Raw genomic sequence first — 20,296 nt, 5'->3', positions numbered from 1 at the left:
CAACGCACATGTCAACCTGCCCCATTTGCCACAAGCCCGCCGAGCCGAAATTCCAACCCTTCTGCTCGTCCCGCTGCGCCAACATCGATCTCGGCCGCTGGCTGAAAGAAAGCTACGCCATCCCCGACGCCGAACAGGTGCCTGAACCCATCCCTGATGAGGATGACGCCTGAGCTTCCCCAAAGCTGCCCGGTTTATGATGGAGCCCCCATCCGTCATTGCGAGGCGAAGCCGAAGCAATCCAGCCCTGCCGCCCCACAGTACCCGCCCCAAGCCTGGATCGCCGCGCCGCTTTCGCGGCTCGCGATGACGACTGAGACCTTGCAATCGCGCCGCCCCCATCCCCATTTGTCATTGCCGGGCTTGACCCTGCAATCCATCTGGTCGCGGCATTATTGGTTGAGCCATGGATTACCGGGTCAAGCCCGGCAATGACACTTATAAATCATACCTGCCCGGGTTATGGTGCTGCCTACCGTCATTGCGAGGCGAAGCCGAAGCAATCCAGTCCTGCCGCCCCACAGTATCCGCCCCAAGTCTGGATCGCCACGCCCCTTTCGCGGCTCGCGATGACGACTGAAACCTTGCAGTCACGCCGCCCTCATCCCCATTTGTCATTGCCGGGCTTGACCCGGCAATCCATCTGGCCGCGACATTATTGGTTGAACCATGGATTGCCGGGTCAAGCCCGGCAATGACAAATGGGGACGGACCTGAGCCAGCCCCGGCGATCATGTCATCTGACAGAGCCTTGCGGGCATTTTCTGGAAATGAGGCAATATCTTGCTTCAATTCGGCAATATCGATCTGATTTCTGTCTCCACTCCCCTGAATTCGCGCAAAATAACAAGGACGTTCCCTGCCTTCCGGCCTTACGCTTGATGAAAATCGCACAAGCATATCGTCGAGAGGGACAGTCATGGGTCAAGCCGCGCGCAAACAGCAGCAACCGTCGGAAAGCGGCCTTCATCCGGACTTTGATTGGCAGCGCATTGCCTATCTTGTTCAGCTTTCGCGCGCCATTGATGACATCGAGGAAACCCGCCTCGTCCCCGAAAAAAAGGTGCTGTACCAGTTCTCCGCCCGCGGTCATGACGTGGCCCAGATCATCATGGCGAGCCGCATCACCAAGGCCCGGGATGGCGTCGCCGGATATTACCGCTCGCGCCCGACCATGCTGACGCTCGGCGTCGATCTGGTCGAGGCCATCCGCAGCCCGCTTGCCCGCGCCGGTGGCTATAGTGACGGCCGCGATATCGGCGTGGTGTTCAATTACCCCAATCTCGACGGCCCGGCGGCGCTGCCCATGTCGGGCGGCGTTGGCGCGCAATATACCCCGGTGGCCGGTTGGGCCCAGGCGGTCGACTATCACGCGAACGTGCTGGGTGACGAGCGTTATAAGGACTCGATCGGCGTCGTGCTTGGCGGCGATGGGTCTTGCGCCACCAACGGCTTCTGGGCCGCACTCACCATGGCCACCACGCTCAAGCTGCCCATGCTGTTTTATGTGGAGGACAACGGCTTCGGCATTTCCGTGCCGTCCGACAAACAGACCCCCGGCGCGAATATCGCCGCCAATCTCGCGTCCTTCAAAAACCTCAAGATTTTTGACGGCGACGGCACCGACCCGGCCCAGACCGCCGATTATGTGGATCAGGCCTTCGCCCATGTGCGAGAGCGCCAGGGCCCCGTCCTTCTGCGTCTGACCGTGCCGCGTCTTACCGGACATTCCTATCAGGATACCCAGACTTATAAGCCGGAAGACGTGCTCGCCTCCGAACGCGCTCGCGATCCGCTGCCGAAGCTTGAACAGTATCTGGTGCCCGCGTTACTGACCAAGGACGAATGGGACGGCCTCGCCGAGAAAGCCCGCGCCGACGCCGAAGCGGCCATCGCCATAGGCCTCACCCTGCCCGATCCCGACCCGGCCGGAATCACCCGCCATGTGTTCGCCGAGGATGGCGAGCAGCAACATCAGGGCGGCCTGCTCCCGCTCGGTCATGTGTTCCCGAAATCAAGCGACGTGCCGGAACCCGAAGCCAGCCGCATCACCATGGTGACGGCCATCCGCCGCACCCTGGATTTCGAACTTTCAACCAACCCCAAAATGGTGGTGTTCGGCGAAGACGTCGGCGCGAAGGGCGGCGTTCATGCCGCGACCATGGGCCTGCAAGCCAAATATGGCGAAGGCCGGGTGTTTGACACTTCGCTCTCGGAAGAAGGCATCATCGGCCGCTCGGTCGGCATGAGCCTGGCCGGGCTGTTGCCGGTGCCGGAAATCCAGTTCCGCAAATATGCCGATCCGGCCGAAGAACAGCTGAACGATTGCGGCACCATGCGCTGGCGCACCAACAACCGCTTTGCCGCCCCCATGGTGGTGCGCATTCCGGGCGGGTTCTTCAAATGCGGCGACCCCTGGCACAGCCAGACCAACGAGGTGAAATGGGTTCATGCCATCGGCTGGCAGGTAGCCGTGCCGTCGAACGCCGAAGACGCCGTCGGCCTGCTGCGCGCTGCCCTCCGGTCCAACAACCCGACCATTTTCTTCGAACATCGCGCCATGCTCGACGACGCCTCGGCCCGCAGGCCCTATCCGGGCGATCATTATCTGCTGCCGTTCGGCCGCGCCAAACAGGTGCGGAGCGGCGACGCCGTCACCATCGTCACCTGGGGGGCCATGGTCGCGCGCTGCGAAGCCGCCGCCGACAAGGCCGGGGTTGAGGCCGATATTCTCGACCTCCGCACCCTCATGCCGTGGGACAAGGCCGCCGTACTCGAATCCGTCAAACGCACCAACCGTTGTCTCGTGGTCCATGAGGACAATATGACGGCGGGCTTCGGCGCGGAAATCGTTGCCACGCTGATGACCGAAGCCTTCTTCGATCTCGACGCCCCGGTGGAGCGTTTGGCCATGCCCGACATCCCAAGTCCGCACAGCCCGCTTCTGTTGAATGCCGTAGTGCCGAGCGTCGAGCTGATCGCCGAGCGCCTCGAAACCCTGACCCGGTTCTGAGGGAGAAACGATCATGACCACCCTCACCCGCATCGACGTCAAGGCCCCTGAAGGTCAGGACGAAGGCACCCGCTCCCGCGTTGCCCGCTGGCTCAAGCAGCCGGGCGATCAGGTCACCATCCATGAACCGCTGGTGGAGCTTGAAACCGACAAAGTGGCCATGGAAGTGTCCGCTCCGGCGTCCGGCATTCTCGGTGACATTCTTGTGGCCGAAGGCACCGACGTCGATCCCGGCACGCTGCTCGCCCGCATCGACAGCGGGGCTGTGGCGGCACCGGCTAAAGCGGAAACCCACGCAGCCGCCACCGATAAACCGATCGCCGCTCAGGCTGAACGCAGCCAGAAACTGAGCCCGCTGGTGCGCCGTCTCCTCAGCCTCCACGATCTCGATCCGGCCGCCATTGAGGGCACCGGTATCGGCGGCCGCCTGCGCCGTGACGATGTGCTTGGCTATGTCAAAGGCCGGGAAACGCCGACCGCCAAAGCCGCGCCCAAAGCCATAGCCAAGCCCCCGCTCGCGCGCAGCGCGGGCACAAGCTTCGTCCCCCATGACAACATGCGTCAGCGCATTGCCGCCCATATGGTCGAAAGCCTGCTCCATACCGCGCCCCATGTGACCAGCGTGTTCGAGGCCGATTTCAGCCGCATCATCGCCCATCGCAAGCGGCATAAGGACACCTTTGCCCAACAGGGCGTCAAATTGACCCTGACCGCCTATTTCGTCGCCGCCTGCTGCGACGCCATCGCCGCCGTGCCAACGGTCAATTCGCGCTATCATGATGACGGGCTTGAACTGTTTCATGACGCCAATATCGGCGTCGGCACCGCGCTTGAGGACAAGGGCCTGATCGTGCCGGTGATCCAGCGGGCCCAGACGCTCAATCTCCTTGGCATCGCCGGGCAGTTGCAGGCCCTGACCGACAAAGCCCGCACCGGCAAGCTTGAGCCGCAGGACGTGCGCGGCGGCACCTTCACCATTTCAAACCATGGCGTCTCGGGCAGCCTGCTCGCCACCCCGATCATTATCAATCAGCCGCAGTCGGCGATCCTCGGCATCGGTAAACTGGAAAAGCGACTCACCGTCGTCACCCAGGATGGCCAGGACAGCATCCAGATCCGGCAGAAAGCCTATGTGACACTGACCATCGACCATCGCGTGCTCGACGGTTATCAGACCAACAGCTTCCTCACCCGGCTGGTCGAGGTCATCGAGTCCTGGCCTGAAGACAAGCTCTAGATTCTGGCTCTAGATTCTGGCTCTTGTCAGGCCGTGGCCCGGTAGATCATACTCGGACCATGGCCGCAAAGCGCACCCCCTCGAAAGCCACTAGCCTGCCCACGGGGGAGGCCCTCCGCACATCCCTTCTCGACAGCCAGTTTCATTTCAGCGAGCAGCAGACCCATGGCCTTGTCATTGTGCTCGCCGGCATGCTGTCGGCGGATATCGAGACCATCATCAATCAGCTGAATGTCCGCATGGACCCGCGCAATATCCGGGTGCACGCACTCGATGCCCAGGTTGATCAGATGGACCGCATGGAGCTGAAACTGTTTCCCTCCGCCCGGCGGTTCTGGATGCGCACGCCCGCGCGCGGCACCATCACCATCCTGATTGAAGGCTGGTACCATTTCTTATTCGATCCAACGCGAAAACCGCCGAAGGATCTCGTCGCCAAACTGGCCCGGCGCGACCATAGCGAGCGCTTTCTGACCAATGAACGCGTGCGCGTGATGAAGGTCTGGCTCGACCGCTCGAAGGCCTCGATGAAGGCGCGCCTCCACGACCTCGACAGCAGCAAGGAGACCCGCTGGCAGATCAGTGACCGTGACCGTGTCACGCTTGCAGGCTATAAGACATACCGCAAACGCATCGATCCGGAACTGGAGACCAGCGCCACGAGATGCGATTGGACCCGCATCGATATGGATGCGGAGGACACAGACAAAACCGCGCCCACCGACAGCCTGTGCCACGCCATTCTCGATGCCCTGCACAAGCCGCCGGTCCCCGAGGCTGGCCCGGATCTACCCCCCCTCAAAATGGCCCCCGCCTTGCTGACATATCGCGGCCAGTATCCGCCGGAGCAGCAACCGGCTGATCCGGAGGCCATGATTCTCGACGCCCAACGCCGCATCCGCAGCCTGACGGACAGCAAAGCCTTCCATGATCGCGCCCTTGTGGTCGCCTTCGAAGGCTATGACGCCGCTGGAAAAGGCGGCACCATCCGCTATCTCGTGCATGGCATCGACCCGCGCCGCCGCAATGTGGTGCCGATCGCCGCCCCGAGTTCGGAGGAATTGCTTTATCCCTATCTGTGGCGCTTCTGGAAGGCGCTGCCGGCGAAAAACGATGTCACCATTTTCGATCGCACCTGGTACGGCCGGGTGCTGGTGGAACGGGTCGAAGGTTTTGCCAAACCCGCGGAATGGTCCCGCGCCTATGGGGAAATCAATGATTTCGAATCCGAGATCAGCCGCCACGGGGTGATTCTGGTCAAGATCTGGCTCGATATCTCCTCGGCCGAACAGTCCCGCCGCTTCAAGGAGCGCGAGGATACGCCCTGGAAAAACTTCAAAATCACCGAGGATGACTGGCGCAACCGCCGCAAACGGACGAGCTATGAAAAGGCGCTTGCCGACATGCTCACCTATACCCATACGGATCTCGCACCCTGGACAGTGATCCCGTCCGACAACAAACCGGTAGCACGGGCGCGCACCTTGGGCCTGATTGCCGACCGGCTGGAATCCGCCCTCAAGAAGGATTGATCCTTGCGCGCTCTCATGCAAGGATCGCCGCAAATGACGACATTCACAGCCATCGATTTCGAAACCGCCAACAATGCCCGCGACAGTGCCTGCGCCATTGGCCTCGTGCGCGTTGAACAGGGAAAGATTGTCGCCGAGGCGGTGCATCTCATCCGCCCCCCAAGCCTCGAATTCCGCTTTACCTGGGTCCATGGCATCACCCGGGACGATGTGGCCGACGCCCCCGACTTCGCCACCCTCTGGCCCGAGATCGCCCCGTTTTTCGAGGGCGTCGATTTCATCTCCGCCCATAACGCCCGCTTTGATCGCGGCGTGCTTGAGGGCTGCTGTGACACCTATGGCCTCACACCGCCGCCGCTACCTTATCTCTGCACCGTCGATCTGGCCCGCAAGATGTGGAATCTCCGACCCACCAAACTGCCGGATGTCTGCCGCTATCTGGCCATTCCGCTGGATCATCACCGGGCCGATTCGGATTCCCGCGCCTGCGCCGCCATCGTGATCGCCGCCCTTGAAGACGGCTGGCAGCATGCAGCCGCATGAGAAAACGCAACAGGACGTCATCGCCTTCCTCGCCGACCCGGCGAGCCACGGCGGCGCAGCGGTCCGCGTCATCACCACCCAGATCTCGCACCTGTTTCTGACCCCGGACCGTGCCTATAAATTAAAGCGCCCCGTCACCTTACCGTTTCTTGATTACGCGCCCCTTGACGCCCGCGCCACCGCCTGCCGCCATGAAATGGAGCTGAACCGCCGTCTGGCCCCCGGTCTCTATCTTGGCGTCGTCGCCGTCACCCGGGAGGCAGACGGTAAACTTGCACTCGACGGATCGGGCGAACCCGTGGACTGGCTCATCGTCATGAACCGCTTCCCCGACGAGGCGCTGGCAAGCCGCATGGCCGCATCCGGCAGCTTCACCCTCCGTCATGCCGCCGAACTTGCCGATGTCATCGCCGCTTTCCATGGGAGCCTCGCCCCCGATCAAACCCAGGGCAGCCCCGACGCGCTCAAGGTCGCCATCACCGACTTGCGCCAGACGCTCGACCACAGCCGCAACCGGGAGCTTGCCGCGCGTGGCCAGGCCTTGGCCGACCGGCTGCTGACCCTGACCGAGGTCAAAGCGGCGCGGATCGACGCCCGCCGGACTCAGGGCAAAGTGCGGCTCTGCCATGGCGATCTCCATCTCGGCAATATCGTCATGCTTGATGGCATCCCCCGGCCCTTTGACGGCATCGAATTCAGCGACGCCATCGCCACCATCGACGTCCTGTTCGATCTCGCCTTCGCCGTCATGGATCTGCTGGCCCATGACCTTCCCGATCACGCCAATCTGCTGCTGAACCGCTATCTCGCCGCCACACGGGACTACGACGGGCTTGATCTTCTGCCGCTTTATCTCGGCACCCGCGCCCTCATCCGCGTGATGAGCGAACTGATGACCGGCGCCGACGACCGCGCCCTGCGCTATCTCGCGGTGGCCGATGCCGTGCTGAGCCCGGCCGTCCCTTGTCTGCTCGCAGTCGGCGGCCTGTCCGGGTCGGGAAAATCCACCGTGGCCCGCGCCCTCGCGCCCAATCTTGGGCCCGGGCCCGGCGCGATCCTGCTCCGCAGCGACGAAATCCGCAAACGCATGGAAGGCGTCGCCCCCGAAGTCAAACTGCCGGAAAGCGCTTATGCCCCCGCCGTCACTCGCGCTATGTTCGACCGCCTGGAGGCCGACGCCCGCACGACCCTCAAGGCCGGGCTCAGCGTCATTCTCGACGCCACCCATATGTCGCCACGGGGACGGGCCCGGGCCGAACGCATCGCCCGCGATTGCGGGGTAACCTTTCAGGGCCTCTGGCTCGATGTCCCCGACGCCCGTCTTGAAAGCCGCATCAACGGCCGCGTTCATGATGCCTCGGACGCCACCCTCACGGTGCTGCGAAGCCAGCAGACCGCCGATCTCGGAGCCATTCACTGGACCCGGATCGATGGTGCAGGCACAATCGCCGAGGTCATAACCAGCGCCCGCGCGGCCCTGAACGTCACCATAAGGAGGCCCGCATGAAAATCGCCGTCATCCAGATGAACGCGCAAACCGACAAAGCCGCCAATCTGGCCCGCGCGCTCCGCCTCATGACCGAGGCCAAGACCCTTCATGCCCCCGATCTCATCGTGTTGCCGGAAAATTTTACCTGCTATTCGACCGACGCCGCCATCATGGCCGCCAATGCCGAAGCCATGCCCGGCGGCCCGGCTTATGAAGCGCTGGCCGCATTCGCCCGGACCCACAAGGTCGCCGTCCATGCCGGCAGCATGAGCGAACGCACGGCGGACAAGCCCTTCAACACCAGCGTCGTGTTTGATCGCGACGGCCGCGAGATCGCACGCTATCGCAAGATTCACCGCTTCGACATCACTGCCCCGGACGGCACCGCCTATCACGAATCCGCCGTGGTCGGCGGCGGCCGGGACATTGTGACCTATGAGCTTGACGGCCTCACCTTCGGTTGCGCCATCTGTTTCGATCTGCGCTTCGGCGAATTATTCACCGCCCTCCGCTCACGCGGCGCGGATGTGATCGTCATCCCGAGCGCCTTCACCCATGTCACCGGCGAAGCCCATTGGAACGTGCTCATCCGCGCCCGCGCCATTGAAAATCAGTGCTATATGATCGCCCCGAACCAGCATGGCGGCTTTGACAATGGCGCCAAGGCCAATTGGGGCCATTCCCTGATGGTCGACCCCTGGGGCGCCGTGCTCGCCGAAGCCCGAGCGGACGAAGCCATTCTGATCGCAACCATCGACAAGGCCGCCGTCCGCGCCGTCCGTGAACGCATCCCGGTGGAGACGTTGCGCGTGTTAGGCTGACGCCCGGGCCTCGCTGACGCCGGCATCAAGCTCGTCCAACCCGTCGCCTTCGAGATTGCGCGGCAGGATGACGCTGATCCGGGTGCCCTCACTGGGTTTGCTATCAATCTGCAGATTGCCGCCATGGGCCTCGACAAAGGCCAGCACCAGCGGCAGGCCAAGGCCGGTACCGGCATGTTGACGGCTGAGCGACGAATCAATCTGGCCAAAGGGTTTGAGGGCGGTGGTGATCTGATCGGCCGCCATTCCAATGCCGCTGTCGCGCACGTCAAAGCGGATATGATCCGGGCCCTCTGCCGTGGCATGCACACTGATCCGGCCGCCCGGCGGGGTGAATTTGATAGCGTTCGCCAGCAAATTGACAAAAATCTGCTTGAGCGCCCGATCATCCCCCCTGATCTCACCAAGCTTGTCGTCAAGATCGAGCGTCACATTATGACCGGCCTTGTCGATCTGCGGCCGCAACATGCGGAGCGAGGCCACAACCACCTCGATCGGATCGAACAGGCTGCATCTGAGTTCAAGCCGTCCGGCCTCGATGCGCGACATATCGAGAATATCGTTGATAAGCCTGAGAAGATGCTCGCCGCTGGTGGCGATATCCTTCACATATCCGCCATAGCGATCGGGCTGCACCGGGCCGTAGGGCTCCGACAGCATGAAGGTGGCGAAGCCGATGATGGCGTTCAAAGGCGTGCGCAATTCATGGCTGACGGTGGCGAGAAAGGTCGATTTGGCCCGGCTCGCGTCTTCGGCGGCGGCCCGCGCCTCCTCAAGTTCGATGGTCTGGCGGCGCAGCCGTTCGGTGGTCGCCTGCACCAGACTGAGCCCCGAGACAACGCCGATATAGGCGCCTTCGAGGGTGATGATGAAGCCCTTCAACAAGGCGCTCGGCCGTTCGCTGGCCACATACTGGCTGACAAAATCGAGACTGTTATAACCTTCGACGATCAGCGGGCGGGCATCCATCAGCACCGATACCGGCTTGCCCTCATAAAGCGCCCGGCCATATTTATTGGCGAGCGCCACCATGAAGTCCTCCCGGTTCACCAGCCCGACCGGAGACCGGCCAGCCAGCACCGGGATCGCCAGCAAGTCGGGATCAGCAGAAAAACGCTCATAAAGATCATGGCATTGCGTGCTGTCCGTTGTCGGGTCGATCGGCAGGGCCAGCCTCTGGATCTTCTCGGACATGGTTCACACTCGGAATAGGCGGCGGGAATTGCCTGTGCCATGTAACGGGCAGCTGTTTAACACCGACTTAACAGGGCGCCCTTGTCACAAAACCTTCACATCTTTCTTATAGACGACAAAAAGCCGCCCACTCCTTCATCTGCAGATTGCAGCGGAATGGGCGGCTTTAAATGTCGTCCGGCAAAAAGCGATTATTCGTCCGGAGCAATGGTGACCATCAGGCCATCGAGTTCCTTCGTCACTTCGATCTGACAGCTCAGCCGCGAACTGGCGTCGTTGAAGCTGTCAAGTTCGCCCAGAAGATCGTTTTCGTCCTCGCTGCGCGGACCGACCTTGGCCATCCAGTCTTCATCGATGAAAACATGGCAGGTCGCGCAGGAGCACATGCCGCCGCAAATGGCGGCCAGTTCAAAATCATTGTCGCGCAGGTTTTCCATCAAGGAAATGCCGGTATCGGCTTCGATGGTGGAGGTTTCCCCGTCGCGGTTCGTTACAATCAACTTGGCCATAATGTCTGTTTCCTCGGGCTTTACTTTAGTCTCAAAGGTCCTTGAGCGAAATTTCGGGGTCGCTGAGCTTTGCCCGATCCACCACCCGCCGTTCGCCGATCAGCTTTTTAGCCGGCAGGAAATCCTTGAGGTTATTGACAACATTGATGGCCGCAATTGCACCATCCCTCACATAAACGGCGGAAAACTTACGGCTTTGGGGGTCACCGCGCAAGACCAACTCGTCGGTGGGTTCCCAAAGTCCGGCAATCTGCAATTTAAGATCATATTGATCAGACCAGAACCACGGCACTTCAGCATAGGATTCCGCCATGCCAAGGATGGCGAGCGCCGCCGCCTTGCCCTGACTGACCGCGTTCTGCACCGATTCAAGCCGGATGCGCGCGCCCAGGAGCGCGTTCGGATGATTGGTGCAATCCCCGGCGGCATAGATATGCGGGTCGCTCGTCCGCGCGCAATCATCGACCACAATCCCGTTGCCGACCTCAAGCCCGGCGTCTTCGGCCAGTTCCACATTGGGCACCACGCCAATACCGACGATGGCAAGGTCGCAGGGCAGATGAGAGCCGTCAGCAAGCCGCACCGAGGTCACGCGCCCGCCGTCTCCGGCCCCACCCTCAAAGCCCGAAATGCCGATGCCTAGCCGGAGATCGACTCCGGCCTCGCGATGCACGCCCTCATAAAAATGCGAAACCGGGGCTGCCACCACACGGGTCATGACCCGGTCGAGCGCCTCAAGCACCGTCACCTCGACCCCAAGCTTGCGCGCCACCGCCGCAACCTCAAGCCCGATATAACCGGCGCCGACGATGGCAAGCCTGCTGCCCGGCGTCATCTCATCGCGAATGCCCAGCACATCGTCAATGGAGCGCAGGTAATGAATGCCTTTAAGGTCCGACCCCGGCAGCGACAGTTTGCGCACCCGCGCCCCGGTCGCGATGATCAGATCGTCATAGGCGAGCGGCGCGCCATCGGACAATGTTACGGTTTTCGCCGCGCGGTCAATGGCTTCAACCCGGGTGCGGAGATGCAGATCGACTGCCTTGTCCTCATAAAACGCCGGTTTTTTGAAATAAAGGCGCTCAAGCTCGATATCCCCGGCGAGCAATCCTTTGGACAGCGGCGGGCGGTCATAGGGCAGATAGGGCTCGTCGCCGATGAGGATAATGCGCTCATCGCTGCCCTTCGCGCGCAGGGTTTGAATGGCCTGCGCTGCGGCCTGTCCCGCCCCGATGATGATGATTGTTTTCGCCATGACGCCGCGCCCCTTCGACCGCCCTGCGGCGGATTCCCGTTGAACTCATCCGGCCGGATTAGGATGTTTTTATAGTCCAGCCGGGTTCCTTGTTACTGAGAGGCGGACGCGGGTTCAACAATTTTCAGCTCTCGGCCTGCAAATCGCGGCAAAACCTTTGGGCATTCTCCACATAATGCCGCCAGCTCATATCAATGAGCCAGAGGTCCTTCTCGGTCACCTCACGTACAATTTTATACGGCGAGCCCATGACCACCACGCCGTCCGGAATCTCCTTGCCCGGCGGAATGAGAGTATTCGCGGCGATAATAACGTTTTTGCCGATGCGTGCGTTGTCCAGAAGGATCGCGCCGTTGCCGATCAGCGAATTGTCGCCCACATGGACGCTGTGCAGCATGACCATATGGCCGACAGTGACCTGATCGCCAAGAATGCAGGGTTCATTTTCCCCCACATGCAGCACGCAGCCATCCTGCACATTGGTGCGCGCGCCGAGACGAATAACATCATGGTCGGCCCGCATGACGGTGCCGAACCAGACACTGGCCCAGTCGCCAAGCTCCACCGAGCCGACGACGCTTGCGGTCGGGGCGATAAAATGCTGCTCCGTATCGGTCTTGAGCCGACGCTCTCCCAGGGAAAAAATCATGATCGGTCCTATGGCCGTTACAAGGTCGGGTCACATCAGCATATTGCCGCACGGAAAAACAGAGAAAAATCGTCGACAGTTTGTCTTGTGCGCCAGCAATTCGCCCATGCCCAGCCTTCTCCCATGATCTTCAGGCGCTCACTCGCGACCGCATAACCATGAGGCATGGCGGCTATCCCCTGATCGGGACGCCGCGGAATTTCCCTATTTCCGCGATAGTGTTCTGCCGCTCCTAGAAGCACGCGGCATCCGGCAGCCCAAAGCACGGGCCTGATTCATCCGGTTTAAAAACGGCCTGGCCCCCATAAGATCGGGGGCCAGGCCGTTTTGTTATTCAGCCCCGAGGTCAATATCCAGAATCGACATGGTGAAGCTGTAGGACACTTCACCCTCGTCCTCATCCCGATAAATCGTGCCGATGAATTCATCCTTCATCTCGACTTCGGCGGCGCCCGTGGTCCGGCCTTTCTTGACGCGGATGCCGCGCGTGCCAAACAGATCGTTCATATATTTCTGCAGCTTCAGAAGTTCGGTATCGTCCACGGTCGCTGGTCCCTGTTGCTAGGCTCACATTCACGAATAAGGCCGAGATTTAGCATCCCCGCGCGGCGGCCACCATGAGATTCTTATCCTCTCTTGCAAGCCTGCGGATTGTTTGGGATTTTAATCACCAATCTTCTCACTGGAGTTCCGGCATGACATTGAACCTCGCCTTCATCGGTCTTGGCATCATGGGCTATCCCATGGCCGGTCATCTTGCCGCCGCCGGACATAAGGTCACAGTGTTCAACCGCACGCTGTCGAAGGCCGACCATTGGGCCGTCACCCACAAGGGCCATGCCGCCCGCAGCCCGGCCGAGGCGGTGCGTGAGGCCGACATGGTGTTTGCCTGCGTCGGCAATGATCACGACCTCCGCACCGTCACCACCGGAGCGGGGGGCGCTTTCGGAGCCATGAAGCCCGGGGCGATTTTCATCGATCACACCACCGCGTCCGCCAGCGTCGCCCGCGAGCTGCATGAAGCGGCGCTTGGTCTTGGCCTCCAGTTCCTCGACGCCCCGGTGTCCGGCGGGCAGGCCGGTGCCGAAGGCGGCAAGCTCACCATCATGGTCGGCGGCAACCCTGAGCCCTTCGCCCGCGCCGAGCCGGTGATGGCCTGTTACGCCCGCTTCACCCGCCTGCTCGGCCCCTCGGGCAGCGGGCAGCTGGCCAAGATGGTCAATCAGATCTGCATCGCCGGTATTGTCGAAGGATTGGCCGAAGGGCTTCATTTCGCCCAAAAAGCAGGGCTCGACCCGCTCGCCGTGGTCGAGGTGATCTCCAAGGGTGCCGCCCAGTCCTGGCAGATGGAAAACCGCGCCGCCACCATGGTTACCGGCAAATTCGATTTCGGCTTCGCCGTCGACTGGATGCGCAAGGACCTCGGCATCACCCTCGACGAAGCGCGACGAAACGGAGCCAATCTGCCGCTGACCGCCCTCGTCGATCAATTCTATGGCGAGGTTCAGGCCATGGGCGGACAGCGCTTCGACACCTCAAGCCTGATCGCCCGGCTACAGAAATAAACACCCCCACCAAGACACATCGTCATTGCGAGGCAAAGCCAAAGCAATCCAGTCCTTTGTCCCCGACCAAGAGTCTGGATCGCCACGCCGCTTACGCGGCTCGCGATGACGGCTTTTAGGATGGCGCGGCAGCAGCGGGCTGTCCGGCTCAAGCCTGATCGCCCGACTGCAGAAACAAACACCCATCCCCGTCATTGCGAGGCGCACGCCGAAGCAATCCAGCCCTTCCGTCCCTTGATCAAGAATCTGGATCGCCACGCCGCTTATGCGGCTCGCGATGACGCTGAGGGGGTTTTTAGGATGATGCCATAACGCCGTCAAACGCCTGGATGCGGGCGATCCAGTCTTCGGGCAGCGGGGTCGACCGCCGCGTGGTCTGATCGGTATAGACATAAACAATTTCAGACCGCAGCAGCAGACTGTCCTCGTCGCGCGGATGGATTTCGATCACGAGCGTCAGGCTGGAGCGACCGATTCGCTCGGTCCGCACCAGAATATCAAGCTCCTGATCGGCCAGCGCCGGGGCTTTCCATTCAAAGGTCGCCTTCACAAGATGCACATCGGCGCCGCTCGCCCGCGCGGTCTCCACATCAAGCGCGATGCCGAGCGCCCGCATATATTCGGTCGTGGCGATATCGCAATAGGTCATGTAATGGGCATTATAGACAATGCCTTGGCCATCAATCTCCGAATAGCGGACCCGCAGCGGATAGGAATAACGAAAAGCCTCGCGTGACATCAGAATCCCTTTCAAAAAATACCTGTGGCCAAAATACCTCTGGGGGGTATGCTCCCCGCACATGACGGCCATGGCGGCGTTGGTATGGGTCTTTGACTGTTTTTATGCTAGAAGCCTCCCAGCATCTGAATATCTTCGCCAGGAGGCCTTACGCCTCACGGTCTAACCTCGGGTCTACCGAAGGATAAACTGCATGATCGAGCTGTCCCCCGTATCCCTTGAACGTCCCTCGTTAGGTCAGGCTGTCTGGCGTGGCTTGCGCCGCAAATGTCCGGTTTGTGGTGTTGGCGCGGCTTTTGTCGGATATCTCAAGGTCGCCCCCTCCTGCAGCCATTGTAACGCTGCCCTTGGCAAGGTGCGGGCCGATGATGCCCCGCCTTATTTCACCATTGTCATCGTCGGTCATATCGTCATTCCGCTGATGTTCCTGGCCGAGAAATATTATGCCATTTCCCTGCTGGCCCATTCCCTGATCTGGCTGCCGCTGACTGCGGCGCTGACCCTCGGGCTGCTGCCTTACATCAAGGGCGGCACTCTGGGCCTGATGAGCTCACTCGGCATCACGGGTACCGAGAGCAGCGAAAAAACCGAGGCCTGACCTCAGACTGATCACAATAAAAACCGGGCTTTGATGATCAAAGCCCGGTTTTTTTGTAGCTTAAATCTTGCGGAACTTCAGAGTCATGCGGTCGCTTTCGCCGATGGCCTGATATTTGGCCCGGTCCTGATCGCCGAGCGAATAGGTTGGTGGCAGGGTCCAGACGCCTTTCGGATGATTATGATCATCCTTGGGATTGGCATTGATCTCGGATGCGGCTTCAAGTTTGAACCCGGCCTTTTCGATCACGCCGATGATATAGGCTTCGTTGACATAACCGCTTTTGGCCTTTTCATCGACCGGAGCCGCCGGATCGGCACGATGTTCAACGACTCCAAGCACCCCGCCCGGCTTCAGCGCCTTATGGGCCCGGGCCAGAATCTCAGGAAACGTGCCTGACGCCAGCCAGTTATGGATATTGCGGAAGGTCAGCACCATATCGGCGCTGCCCTCCGGCGCAATCGGGTCTGCCGCCGTCTCGGTCGCGGGCGGCCTCAGGGGGGTTATCCGCACCTTGCCGTAAAGATCCGGATGGCTGGCGATCTTGTCATCCATCACCTTGATCATACGCTTCGCATAGTCCGACGTGTCGCTGCGCGAAAATCCGGCCGCATAATATATGCCCCGGTCCTTGAGAAGCGGCGCCAGGATCTCCATATACCATCCACCGCTGGGGCTGAGTTCCACCACGCTCATATGGTCGTTGATCCCGAAGAAATTCAAGGTTTCAACGGGATGGCGATAGTCGTTGCGGGCTTTATCCGCCTCGCTCCGCCATGAGCCGTTCGCAAGCTCGGTCAGGCGTGCGGTCATGTCGGCCGAATAGGCCGGTTTCGCGAGCGGCATAAGACCCGCCGAAACTGCGACAACGAATCCCAAACTGACAAATATTGTCCCAAAAACTTTGCGCATCGTCCGTCTCCCCGGTTCAAATGGTTAAGAAAAGGCTAACAACAATCTCTTGGATATCAAGAAGTTAAGCGGAATTCCGCCAATTATATTAAATTTTAACTTGCGTTGTTGCCTTATTCTCGTCGATTTTGACGTGCAAAGCTTCAGTCTTGAGACGGCAAAAACAGCCGTTCAAACGCGCAAGAGGCCGGAATTTGGAACATGTTGCACAGTGTTATTTGTGCCGTTCCCGTGAATTTTGGCATCGGCTTGAAATTTGAGGTCCATCTCGAACTTCAAGAAAAGCGCGAGTGGAGAGTACGAACATATGCGACGTAACTTGGCCTCTGGCCTCATGATCTTGCTAACAAGTCTGCCGCTGATGTCGGTCGCGCATGGCGCGTCACCTTCAGCGTCGGCTCCGGTTATCCCGGCCTCATCCCCGGCTGCCCAATCCCCTGCCGTGCCCTCCTCGCTCGACCGTCTTGGCTCGATGATCGGTGGTTTGCACCGGGTTGGCACCTATGTCTCCGTCCTCTCGAAGGATGCGAGCGACGTCAGCCAACAGGAAATCGCCGTAGCCAGCCAATACCGCTGTCTCGCCCAGGCCGTCTATTTCGAAGCCCGTGGCGAAACCAAGGCCGGTCAGCAGGCCGTGGCCCATGTGGTTCTGAACCGCCTGCGCGATGGCCGCTATCCAAGCACCATCTGCGGCGTGGTCTATCAGAACAAGAACCAGCCCAATCGCTGCCAGTTCTCCTTTGCCTGTGACGGCCGCTCGGACAAGCCGAACGACAAATGGGCCTGGCGCCAGTCGCTCAAGGTCGCCCTTGAGGCGTTGACCGGGGCCAGCAAGGATGCCACCCGGGCCTCGACCCATTTCCACGCCCGCAGCGTCGAACCCGAATGGGCCATGACCCTGAAGCAGACCGTCAAGGTCGGCCAGCATGTGTTCTATCAGGAGCCGACCCCGAACGTCCGCTTCGTGGCGAGCCGCTAACCCCCTGATTACCCCCCTGATTAGCAGGACAAAGCTCAATATTCTTGATCGAGATCAAGGATATTGAGCTTTGCGCGCGCCATGATGACTTACCCTGGCAGCTTTGCTCCAGGGACGTTTAAGTCGACTTGGCGGCCCTGCATCTCTGACTGGATGCAGGGTTTTTTTTCATGCGCGCATCGCATCTGCTAGACTGCAACCGTCATAAGGGGAGTTTATCCATACCGTAACCCCCCGTTTGCAGAAAAGGATCACCATGAATCCCAAATCGCCGCTCGGTGCGCCGCCATCCAACAAATCCTACAAGGACCCCAATTTCATCAACAGCCCGGCGGCCCGGCCGTTACGCATCATGTCCGAATATCTCGGCCCGAAAACCTATCTCGAACAGCATAATATTGAGGATACGGTGGTCATCTTCGGCTCGGCCCGATTACAGCCGCGCGATGTGGCCGAGGCCGGCCTGCGTAACGCCGAAGCCGCCGGAGAAGCAACCGGCATCGCACGCGGCCAGCTGATGGTCGAAATGTCGCAGTATTATGAGGCCACGCGGGAGCTCGCCCGGCGACTGACCGAATGGTCGCTCAATCTTGAGGGCTCAAGCCATCGCTTTGTCGTCTGTTCCGGCGGTGGCCCCGGCATCATGGAAGCGGCCAACAGAGGGGCGCGCGAGGCAGGCGGCGCCAGTGTCGGCTTCAACATCTCGCTGCCGTTCGAACAGTCGCACAACCCCTATATCACCGAGGAGCTCAATTTCGAGTTCCATTACTTCTTCATGCGCAAGTTCTGGTTCGCCTATCTCGCCAAGGCCTTCGTGGTCATGCCGGGCGGGTTCGGCACCCTTGATGAATTAATGGAAATCCTGACCCTGCTGCAAACCCGCAAAATGACCAAGGTCGTGCCCATCGTGTTGTTCGGCAAACAATTCTGGAACGACGTGATCAATCTTCAGGCGCTCGTACGCTATGGCACCATCAGCGCTGAGGATCTCGATCTGCTCTATGTGACGGATTCCATCGACGAGGCCTTCAGCTATGTCACCGATGGCCTCATGAGCTACGCCTGGGATGTCCCCGGCGGCAGCCTGTAAGATAAAGCTGGCTCCAGCCTTACTCCCCCGGCTCCAGCGCGCGGGCGGCCCATAGGGCACGCCCGCCCTGATTTTCAAGATAATTCACCAACGCCGCCACCGGACGGCGGTCATAGAGCGTCCCGGCCTGCCCGAGCAGCAGATCAATCACCGTTTCAAGCGGCAGCGCCGCGCGGTGAGAGCGGGCGCTGATCATGCCGACAAAGGCGTTGGCAACTGCGAGAATGCGGGCGGTGACCAAAATATCGCTCCCAGCAAGTCCTGCGGGCAGGCCGCTCCCATCCCAATGGGCCTGGGCCTGACGGATGGTCGCCACCACCGGTCCGTTAAAGGCCACGCCTTGCAACAGATCAGCGCTTTTCTGAATGTTCAGCCGCACGTCCTCAAGCTCGGCCGCGCTCAAGGCTTCGTTTTTGGTCAAGAGCGCACGTGGCACCAGCACCTTGCCAAGATTGAGAAGCGCCCCCGCCACCTCCGCCGTCTCGACCATCACGTCATCAAGCCCCATATCCCGGGCCAGGACTTTGGCAAGATCGGCAACCCAGCGCGAATGACGGGCGGCATAGGGATCGCGACTGTCGATCACCCCGGTCAGCGTGCTCACGAGCTGACGCAGATTGTCCTCCCGGCGTTCCCGTTCGCTCACAAGCGCGGTCACATCCTCAAGCACCACAAGCACGCCCGGTCGGTGGCCCTGATCGCCCTCCATATTCCCAAGCGGCATATGATCGGCTTTCAGAATCTGGCGTTTGCCGTCCGCGAGTGCGAGCGTATGGCTGCGGCTCACGGGACTGCTGCTTGTAAGCGCCGCTCTATTATCAGCCTCGATCCCGGTGCCGAGCGTGGGGCCGAAAATGGCCCGCGCCGTTTTGCCGCTCAGGTCGCTGTCGGAGATCCCGGCCGCCGCCGCCGCCCGTTCATTGGCGAAACGACAGTGGCCGTCGGCGTCAAAGGCCAGAATCCCGGTCGGCTGCGCATCGCTGACCCCCCGCAAGAACGCCGACAGCCGTTCATAACGCGCCGCCATGGCCGTGGCCCGGGCAGCCGACGCTGACGCCCGCAAGGACGCACCATAGCGCCACAGCAACAAGGCCGCCGCCGCGAGACACAGAATAACCAGCCCGAAAATGGTCAGGGTGGCGTTTCGGCGCGCGGTGATGTCATTCAAGGCCGTCCCCGCCTCGACACTGCTCATGATCAGGGCCGGTATGGTCTTGAGCGGCGTGGCCGTTGCGAGCACATCGTGCCCCTGTCCATCACGGCCGCGCACAAATAATCCGGGATCGGCAAGCGCCTGCGACGCCGCCAACGTCCTGTCATCGGCTGGCACCGATTTGCCCAAGGCCGACAGATCCTCGATCCGCCCGGCTTTGGAGCGCAGCAAAACTGTCTCAATGCCCGCCTTGACGTCCCCCGGCTGGCTCAACCGGCTATAAAGATCGGCCGCAGGCCGCACCGCAATCACATAGCCAAGCGGCGCGCCCGTCACCCCATCGGCCGCCCCTTCAAGGGCATAAACCGGAGCGACCAAAGCTAGGGTCGGCTCCCCCGCCTCGCCAGCATAAATATCATGGATATAAACCGCGCCCTTTTCCGGCGGTGCGGCTTTATAGGCCGTAAGCAGCGCCTCATAGGACGGCATCCAGGAGGTGCCGCTCAACAACCGCCCGGTCATATCCACAAGGGCGAGCCCGCCGCGCCGCGCACGGGGGATATTGGCGGCGATCTCGGCTCCGCCGGGCGGCGGGTTGAAGCCGCTTTGATCAGCGCTGAACAGCAGGTAGGTGCGGATCATTTCAAGCCGCGCCGCACCGTCCGTCACCCTGTCCGCAGCACCCACGGCGGCGCGTTCGGTCAGATAAAATTCAAGGGTCGGATTGCGTGCCACCGTCGCCACCATGTCGCGCTCGGCACTGATCCAGTCATCGACGGCCGCAGCCCGAGCGTCAGCGCTGATGGTCAGACGATCGCGCCAGATCCCGAGATCGCGGTCGCGATTGGCTTCGGCAAAGCGAAACACCAGCACAAAGCCGATGATGGCGGCCAGCACCACCCCTGCCCCAAGCAGGATCGCCGCCCGTCGCAAGCGCCGCGCTGCCCCGTCCTGTCCCGGCCCATCCTCGCTCATAATCCCGTAATCCTCTGACCCAACCGCAGTTTTCCGAGACTAT

Annotated in this window: 19 protein-coding genes; 11 read left to right on the top strand and 8 right to left on the bottom strand. The window is 61.0% G+C overall.

Annotated features, from left to right (window positions below; translation table 11 throughout):
- Positions 1–8 precede the first annotated feature (8 nt).
- The 7 genes from NYP16_RS11105 to NYP16_RS11075 all read left to right on the top strand — a co-directional run bounded on the left by NYP16_RS11105 (position 9) and on the right by NYP16_RS11075 (position 8,635).
- Positions 9–173, top strand: a complete 165-nt coding sequence (locus NYP16_RS11105) for a DNA gyrase inhibitor YacG (protein WP_274944214.1) — start codon at positions 9–11, stop codon at positions 171–173.
- 746 nt (positions 174–919) lie between these two features.
- Complete coding sequence (locus NYP16_RS11100; protein WP_274944213.1) at positions 920–3,013, top strand: alpha-ketoacid dehydrogenase subunit alpha/beta; 2,094 nt, start codon at positions 920–922, stop codon at positions 3,011–3,013.
- Positions 3,014–3,026: 13 nt separating this feature from the next.
- Positions 3,027–4,250: a dihydrolipoamide acetyltransferase family protein gene (locus tag NYP16_RS11095; RefSeq protein ID WP_274944212.1), complete on the top strand. Its 1,224-nt coding sequence runs from the start codon at positions 3,027–3,029 to the stop codon at positions 4,248–4,250.
- A 59-nt stretch (positions 4,251–4,309) separates the two neighbouring features.
- Positions 4,310–5,782 (top strand): hypothetical protein, encoded by a 1,473-nt coding sequence (locus NYP16_RS11090; protein ID WP_274944211.1) that lies wholly within the window; start codon positions 4,310–4,312, stop codon positions 5,780–5,782.
- 33 nt (positions 5,783–5,815) lie between these two features.
- Positions 5,816–6,325, top strand: a complete 510-nt coding sequence (locus NYP16_RS11085; protein WP_274944210.1) for a 3'-5' exonuclease — start codon at positions 5,816–5,818, stop codon at positions 6,323–6,325.
- Positions 6,294–7,832, top strand: a complete 1,539-nt coding sequence (locus NYP16_RS11080) for a bifunctional aminoglycoside phosphotransferase/ATP-binding protein (protein ID WP_274944209.1) — start codon at positions 6,294–6,296, stop codon at positions 7,830–7,832. The genes NYP16_RS11085 and NYP16_RS11080 overlap by 32 nt, the downstream gene beginning before the upstream one ends.
- Positions 7,829–8,635: a carbon-nitrogen hydrolase family protein gene (locus NYP16_RS11075; protein WP_274944208.1), complete on the top strand. Its 807-nt coding sequence runs from the start codon at positions 7,829–7,831 to the stop codon at positions 8,633–8,635. The genes NYP16_RS11080 and NYP16_RS11075 overlap by 4 nt, the downstream gene beginning before the upstream one ends.
- On the opposite strand, the gene NYP16_RS11070 is transcribed toward NYP16_RS11075, so the two are convergent.
- The 5 genes from NYP16_RS11070 to NYP16_RS11050 form a co-directional block, all read right to left on the bottom strand.
- Complete coding sequence (locus NYP16_RS11070) at positions 8,627–9,829, bottom strand: sensor histidine kinase (RefSeq protein WP_274944207.1); 1,203 nt, start codon at positions 9,827–9,829, stop codon at positions 8,627–8,629. The genes NYP16_RS11075 and NYP16_RS11070 overlap by 9 nt on opposite strands.
- Before the next feature lie 191 nt (positions 9,830–10,020).
- A complete protein-coding gene (locus tag NYP16_RS11065) occupies positions 10,021–10,338 on the bottom strand; it encodes a 2Fe-2S iron-sulfur cluster-binding protein (RefSeq protein ID WP_274944206.1) in 318 nt (105 codons plus the stop codon).
- 31 nt (positions 10,339–10,369) lie between these two features.
- Positions 10,370–11,593 carry an NAD(P)/FAD-dependent oxidoreductase gene (locus NYP16_RS11060; protein WP_274944205.1) on the bottom strand — a complete coding sequence of 408 codons (1,224 nt, stop codon included), beginning with the start codon at positions 11,591–11,593 and terminating at the stop codon, positions 10,370–10,372.
- Positions 11,594–11,717: 124 nt separating this feature from the next.
- Positions 11,718–12,242, bottom strand: coding sequence for a gamma carbonic anhydrase family protein (locus NYP16_RS11055; protein ID WP_274944204.1), 525 nt, complete (start codon positions 12,240–12,242; stop codon positions 11,718–11,720).
- Between the two features lie 330 nt (positions 12,243–12,572).
- Complete coding sequence (locus tag NYP16_RS11050) at positions 12,573–12,785, bottom strand: DUF3126 family protein (protein ID WP_274944203.1); 213 nt, start codon at positions 12,783–12,785, stop codon at positions 12,573–12,575.
- A gap of 152 nt (positions 12,786–12,937) precedes the next feature.
- Here NYP16_RS11050 and NYP16_RS11045 point away from each other — a divergent pair, with 152 nt between their 5' ends.
- Entirely contained in the window at positions 12,938–13,807 is an 870-nt protein-coding gene (locus NYP16_RS11045; protein WP_274944202.1) for an NAD(P)-dependent oxidoreductase, read from the top strand.
- A gap of 295 nt (positions 13,808–14,102) precedes the next feature.
- On the opposite strand, the gene NYP16_RS11040 is transcribed toward NYP16_RS11045, so the two are convergent.
- The gene (locus NYP16_RS11040; RefSeq protein ID WP_274944201.1) at positions 14,103–14,546 is read right to left on the bottom strand and encodes an acyl-CoA thioesterase; all 444 of its coding nucleotides are present in this window, start codon (positions 14,544–14,546) and stop codon (positions 14,103–14,105) included.
- 193 nt (positions 14,547–14,739) lie between these two features.
- Here NYP16_RS11040 and NYP16_RS11035 point away from each other — a divergent pair, with 193 nt between their 5' ends.
- Entirely contained in the window at positions 14,740–15,144 is a 405-nt protein-coding gene (locus tag NYP16_RS11035) for a DUF983 domain-containing protein (protein ID WP_274944200.1), read from the top strand.
- Between the two features lie 60 nt (positions 15,145–15,204).
- Here the strand turns inward: NYP16_RS11035 and NYP16_RS11030 are convergent, their stop codons facing one another.
- Positions 15,205–16,056, bottom strand: a complete 852-nt coding sequence (locus tag NYP16_RS11030) for a class I SAM-dependent methyltransferase (protein ID WP_274944199.1) — start codon at positions 16,054–16,056, stop codon at positions 15,205–15,207.
- A 334-nt stretch (positions 16,057–16,390) separates the two neighbouring features.
- Between NYP16_RS11030 and NYP16_RS11025 the strand changes: the two genes are divergently transcribed.
- Both NYP16_RS11025 and NYP16_RS11020 read left to right on the top strand, forming a co-directional pair.
- Positions 16,391–17,035, top strand: coding sequence for a cell wall hydrolase (locus NYP16_RS11025; protein ID WP_274944198.1), 645 nt, complete (start codon positions 16,391–16,393; stop codon positions 17,033–17,035).
- Between the two features lie 256 nt (positions 17,036–17,291).
- Positions 17,292–18,125, top strand: a complete 834-nt coding sequence (locus tag NYP16_RS11020) for an LOG family protein (RefSeq protein ID WP_274944197.1) — start codon at positions 17,292–17,294, stop codon at positions 18,123–18,125.
- Between the two features lie 19 nt (positions 18,126–18,144).
- Here NYP16_RS11020 and NYP16_RS11015 read toward each other — a convergent pair whose 3' ends face one another.
- Complete coding sequence (locus tag NYP16_RS11015) at positions 18,145–20,253, bottom strand: HD domain-containing phosphohydrolase (RefSeq protein WP_274944196.1); 2,109 nt, start codon at positions 20,251–20,253, stop codon at positions 18,145–18,147.
- Between the last annotated feature and the right edge of the window lie 43 nt (positions 20,254–20,296).

The sequence above is a fragment of the Govania unica genome (assembly GCF_027920805.1).
Classification (GTDB): domain Bacteria; phylum Pseudomonadota; class Alphaproteobacteria; order Sphingomonadales; family Govanellaceae; genus Govanella; species Govanella unica.
The sequence above is the reverse complement of the archived record's forward strand: the minus strand, read 5'-3'. Positions and strand labels throughout refer to the sequence as shown.